4 protein-coding genes and 1 pseudogene are annotated in these 3,921 nt (G+C 70.3%); all 5 read right to left on the reverse strand.

Translation table 11 applies throughout. The features are described 5' to 3' along the window. The coding region (locus G6R24_RS19015; RefSeq protein ID WP_163550550.1) for a hypothetical protein at window positions 1–1,014 on the reverse strand (1,014 nt) is incomplete at its 3' end. 7 nt (window positions 1,015–1,021) lie between these two features. Beyond that, window positions 1,022–2,116, reverse strand: a complete 1,095-nt coding sequence (locus G6R24_RS19020) for a TRAFAC clade GTPase domain-containing protein (RefSeq protein WP_163550551.1) — start codon at window positions 2,114–2,116, stop codon at window positions 1,022–1,024. Window positions 2,117–2,121: 5 nt separating this feature from the next. Further along, window positions 2,122–3,300, reverse strand: a complete 1,179-nt coding sequence (locus G6R24_RS19025; RefSeq protein WP_163550552.1) for a protein kinase family protein — start codon at window positions 3,298–3,300, stop codon at window positions 2,122–2,124. Next, a complete protein-coding gene (locus G6R24_RS19030) occupies window positions 3,297–3,665 on the reverse strand; it encodes a hypothetical protein (protein WP_163550553.1) in 369 nt (122 codons plus the stop codon). Before G6R24_RS19030 ends, G6R24_RS19025 begins: the two co-directional genes overlap by 4 nt. Then, a pseudogene (locus G6R24_RS19035) lies at window positions 3,662–3,921 on the reverse strand (dihydrolipoamide succinyltransferase); the annotation flags it as partial. The gene G6R24_RS19030 and the pseudogene G6R24_RS19035, both read right to left, overlap by 4 nt.

Genomic DNA, 3,921 nt, shown 5'->3' on the forward strand with positions numbered 1-3,921 from the left:
CTGTCTCCGCAGGACGGCATTGGTCTGAACTGCTTCGTCGCGTGCCCTCGTCAGTTCGGCGATCTCACGCTGTAGTGCGTCCTGGGCGGACTGTGCGGTGGCTTTCAGTGCGGTGATCTGGTGGTTGTGGTTGTCGTTGAGGGTGCGTTTGAGGTCTTCGGTGCCGGGTGTGGGTGTGAATCCTTCGGCCCAGGAGAGGAGGTCGTCGAGGGTGTTGATTCCTGCTTTTTCGAGGAGGGTGGACCAGGTGGCGGGGTCGGGGGAGTTGGTGTAGGCGCGGACGAGGTTCGCGAGGGTGATGAGGTGTGGGGAGTGTGGCAGGTAACGGCTGAGGTCGGCGTAGCCGTCGGAGTGGGGTTGTCCGTCGGGGAGCAGGAAGGTGATGCGGACGCCGGAGTGCTGGGCTGGTTCGCCGGTGGAGAAGCTCCAGTCCGGGCTGGCCCAGTCGCGCAGGATGTCGCGGGCGGCGATCAGGAGCAGGGCGGGGTCGTGGGTGTGGCCGGTGATGGCCAGGGGTGCGGAGCGGACGTCGACCAGCGCGACGATCAGGCGGGTGAGTTCTTCCTCGATGGTGCGGGAGCGGGCGGTGCGCTGTCGCAGGCGCAGTTGTTCCATGGCCTGTTCGAGAAGGTGGTGGCGGTCGAGGGGGTAGAGCTCGCCCAACGGGCCACCTCGCCACCAGTGTGGCCAGCCGGAGGCGAGTCCGAGGGCCATGCCGGCGGGCACCTTGTCGCCGATCAGGACGTGTGTCGCGGCGGAAAGGCGATCGGTGTCGCCGTCCGGGAAGCGGTGCAGGATCATGCCGCGATCGTCCGGTGTCCTGGCGTAGCAGAAACTCGAACCGACGTGGGCGTCCTGATTGCGATAGGCCGCATCGGCGAGAATGGTCAACTGGCTGCCGGCGAACACGGGATCGTCCGCTGGCAGGGTGGACGCGGCCGGGCGGAACCCGCCCGCCTGCCGGCTGTAGAGCAGGATCACCTGGTGCACAGGGCTTTGTGCCGGTTCGGTCATCGGAGCGTCAGTCCCCCTGTGCGTGCGTGGTGTGCTCCTCGATCATGGCCAGGAGAGCCATGATCGGTTCCAGTACGCGCCGTGGCCGCGCTGGTCGGACGAATCGGCCTGCCCCCGGGGTGCCGTCGGATTTCAGATAGGATGCGCCGCTGGCCGAGACGAAGTGCAGGGTGCACCACTGGAACCGGTCGACCGGTGCGAGCCAGGCGGTGGCCCGGCGCTGGTGCAGAAACGCGTAGGCGTCCTGACTTTCCTGTCGGATCGCCTCCCGGTCGGCGTTCGCCGGGGTCGGCCGGCTCAGCCAACGGTCCACCGGTGCGGTGAAACGCAGCGTGTCCGACTTGGTGATGGCGATCGCGGCCGGAAGCTGCAACCGGCCGCCCCGCATGGGGCGGAAACGCAGGCCGGCTATCGTGGCGCCGAACGTCGGATCGTCCAGAATGCTGGTGCCCGCGCGGCCACTGCCGTCGCCGATCAGATCCGGATCCACGACGAAGATCAGACCGTCCACCCGCTGCAGGAACCGCAGGGCCATCGAATCCTGTTGCAGCCCGCGCAGCTGTTCACCGGCGGCGTCGAAGAAGACCAGCGGGAACGTGCGTCCGTCATCGGTGGTGATCAGCACCGCGTCCGTGTAGCTGACCAGCTCGCGGCGATTGGTGTGCGGCGGGGCGAGACCCTCGTCGAAGAAGGGATCGACGACCTCGGTGCGGTACCTGTAGTGCTCGGTCAGATTGACCGGTACCGTGCGCAGCCCCCGCGGTGTGAGCCGCTGCCGGTCGATCTCACCGGACATGGCGGCGAGCAGGCAGGTCTTGCCGGCCATGGTGGTACCGACGAAACCGATCACGACCGGCCGTTCGTAGAGCACGAAATCCACCGGGAAGTAGTGCGGCACCCGGTTGACCTCGTTCGGGCAGCGCAGCACAGCGCTCTGCACCTCGGCCCCCCATTTGGCGCTGTCCCGGGGCGGCAGAGTGATGCGGACAGCCGGTCCACTGCTCTCACGGCGGTACGCGTCACGCTCGTTCCACTCGAATTCCTCCAGGCAGATCACACAGGTGATCTTTTTCGTGCCCGGGGATGTGCTGTTGACGGCCATCGCGGTTACCTCCGGCCTCGTCGGCGCCGTTTCTCCGGACGCGTGCTGCTCGTGGAACCCCCGTGGGGGGACGGTGGCCGCGTCAGGGTTTCCGGATCGGTGCTCGCGCCCGGACCGGTCATCGTGTGCGGGGTGGGGTAGCCGTCCTGGCCGGGTGCGGCGCGCGGACCGGTCGGGTCGTCCGGGCCGGATGCGAACGGTGGGTGCCCGCCCGGCGGCTCGTTCGGCGGCGGCGAGGACGGCCGGGCCGGGCGGGCCGGTGCCGGCTGCCCCTTCGCGGCCATCAGCTGGTCGTAGGCGCGGCGGCCCTCGGCGAGGGTGTCCGGCTCGTGGCGGGGCACCTCGTCCGCTCCCATGATCTGCCCGAGCCGGCGCAGCAGCTCGGTGGCGGTCGGTCGGGCGTCGGGGGCGTCGAACACGCCGTGCAGGATCTGCCCGAGCCACGGCATGCCGCTGGCGGCGACATCGGGTCGGCCACCCAGACCGATGTGCAGGCCGCCCGGGGTGACGACGCTCAGCAGCGCGCAACCCGCGGCGTACAGGTCGTCGCCGGCGTCGATGAACCCGCGACCGAGGATCTGCTCGGGCGATGCCCATTCGCGGGGCGTCCGGTCGGCCGGTGTGGGGACCTGCGCGAGCCTGGAGCGTGGCTCGCCGAGGCGGCGGGCGTACTCGAACCGGTTGATCTGCAGCGTCCGGCTCGTGGGGTCCCAGTGCAGGGTGTTACCGCGCAGCTGACGGTGGGAGATCCCCAGCTGCTCGAGCAGGATCAGGCCACCGGCGAATTTCCCCAGGTCATCCGGGGAGACCAGTGGACTGGTCAGTTGTTCGATCGGCGCCCCGTACTCGGCGGTGATGGCGAACGGTTCGTCCCGGTCGACCTCGTAACCGAACAGGCGGGACAGCTGCCACGGGTAGTACGTGGCGCCCCGCTCCCAGGGGAAGTGTCGATCGGCGTCGAACCGGCGCAGCATCCGCAGGCCGGTGGCGATCGCGTTCTCCAGGGGCAGTTCCGCGTTCTCCCCGCCGATCGCGTAGCGGATGGCGATCGGAAAGTTCTGGTACAGCCCGCGCCGGGTCCGGAAGTTCCTGGTCTCCTCGGGTGGCCCCGGATCCATCTCGACCTCCCAGACGGCTTTGTCGCCATCCGGACGGCGAAACGTCAACGTTTCGAGATCGCTCACCGTGGCCGCTCATCCCTCGGGTCGGCGCGCCGAGGCGACGTGCGGGGACCTGTCGCGGGGATGCGCTGGGGGTGTCGCGCTCGGTGGCCGAGCGGCGCGGGAGACGGGCGCGTCGGCGGTTCGCCCGTCCCACCGCCGGTCTCCGGGGAACCCGCGCGGCGGGTCGGGTCAGCGTCCTGGGGGCCGGTGGTGGCCGCGGTGCGCGCGGCGGTTGGTGCGCCGGCACCGCTGGTGGTGGCGTCGTGGCCGGCCGGATCGTCCAGGCTCCGGTCAGGGGCGAGGTCGCTTGGGAGGTACCACAGCCAGGCGGCCAGGACGCCGAGGCCCACGAGGATCGCGAGAAGGATCAGGAGCTGGAGGATCACCAGAGATCATCCGCCTCGGTCGAGGTGCGCTCCACCCGTGCCGGCGCGGGATCCGGCACCACCGCGGATGCGGCCTCGGGCACATCCGGCCGCGGTGCGCCACGCACGGTTGGCGGGACGGGGGCGGGCACATCCGGTTTGGCCGCCGTCAGCGGGGCCGGTCGCGCCTGAGCGGGGCTGGGTTCGGCGGGAAGGGCCTCGGCGGGGCTCGCCTCGACCGGGCCGGCGGCCTCGGGTGGTGTGCCGGGGGAGCCGA

Origin of the sequence: Candidatus Frankia nodulisporulans, from assembly GCF_902806475.1 — a bacterium.
Classification (GTDB): domain Bacteria; phylum Actinomycetota; class Actinomycetes; order Frankiales; family Frankiaceae; genus Frankia; species Frankia umida.